Annotated in this window: 1 pseudogene; it reads left to right on the forward strand. The window is 42.9% G+C overall.

Annotated features, from left to right (window positions below):
• The first annotated feature begins 2 nt into the window (after positions 1 to 2).
• Positions 3 to 979, forward strand: a pseudogene (locus KDK14_RS06375) (IS30 family transposase).
• Positions 980 to 1493: the final 514 nt, after the last annotated feature.

Raw genomic sequence — 1493 nt, forward strand, 5'->3', positions numbered from 1 at the left:
ACCTGAACTCTGAAGAGAGACATTATATCGAAATCGAACTGAAAAATGGGACTTCCCAAAACAAAATTGCAAAAAACTTGGACGTTCACAGAGTTCTCTGTCACGAGAGTTAGGGAGAAACAAGGGGCTGCGTGGTTACAGGCACCAGCAGGCCCATCGTATGGCCCAAAAGCGACACAAGGAAAAAAATAAGGCTGTTAAGCTGACAGAAGATATTAAACGACGAATTTCTAATGATATTTGTTCAGACTGGAGTCCTGAGCAAGTGGCGGGAAGGCTTAAAAAGGAAGGAGAGATCAAGCTACACCACGAAACAATTTATCAGTTTATCGCAGATGATAAGCGTAACGGTGGCAGCCTCTATAAGCACTTGCGACACCAGAAAAAGACGTACCGGAAAAGATATGGCTCAGCCCATAACCGAACCGGCATACCTAACCGGGTTGGTATTGAAGAACGTCCAGCAGTAGCCAACAACAGAGAACGTGTCGGTGACTGGGAGGCTGACACCATAATAGGTAAAAACCATAAAGGGGCCATTGCAACATTGGATGAACGGAAGACCAAGCTTCGCCTTGCTGTTCCTCTGCCTGGTAAGAAGGCAAAAGCGGTTAAACAGGCGATGATCGGCGCGCTCAAGCCCCTGAAAAAGTTCGTCAAAACTATCACTTACGACAATGGTAAGGAGTTTGTTCAGCATGAGGAGATTGCCAAAGCTTTGAAATGTGACAGTTACTTTGCTGCACCATATCACTCCTGGGAGAGAGGTCAGAATGAGAACGCTAATGGTCTGCTCAGGCAGTACTTCCCCAAGTCTATGGAACTTAATAATGTCACAGAAAAAGAAGTCATGATAGCGGTCGATAAGCTGAACAGTAGGCCCAGAAAATGTCTTGGTTATAAGACTCCTTATGAGGCATTCAAGGAATTAACCGGAATAGATGCAAGAAAAATCATGGGTTATGCATTTATGACTTGAATTCAAGAAATGTCGTACTCTTTTCACTTTTTAAAAAGTGAGTGTCCTTTTATTGGTTTTAAGCAATCCGGGTGGTTATGGAGCTGGTTAGATGAACGGCTTTGGCCAGCAACAGCAATAAAATTCAATAATTACTGGCAAGAAAAGAGAGGATAATTTGTAACTGTTCAGCACCCCTCACCTAAATCTGGAATTTTCTGATTTTTATACCAAACTCTTAGCCACTATTTTTTTACCAACATTTGCCAACATAGTTCCACAGTCACCTGCAACTTTACCGACTGAGGTTCTCTTGAAAGAGAATACGCAGCTTCGTATAAGATTTGCCTGCCTGGAAGAACGATGTAGAGAATTGGAAAACAGGGTTGGCAAAATCAAAACAACAGTAAGCCACCACCGTCTGATGAAATTGCTCAGTCTTTCCTGATATTATTGCAAGGGCTTTAAGATCACCGATATGCAGCAAATGCCGGGGGTTATCCGTGAACGAATTGAGAAGATTTATGACCACTTA

It is taken from the genome of Endozoicomonas sp. ONNA2, assembly GCF_024606365.1.
GTDB lineage: Bacteria > Pseudomonadota > Gammaproteobacteria > Pseudomonadales > Endozoicomonadaceae > Endozoicomonas.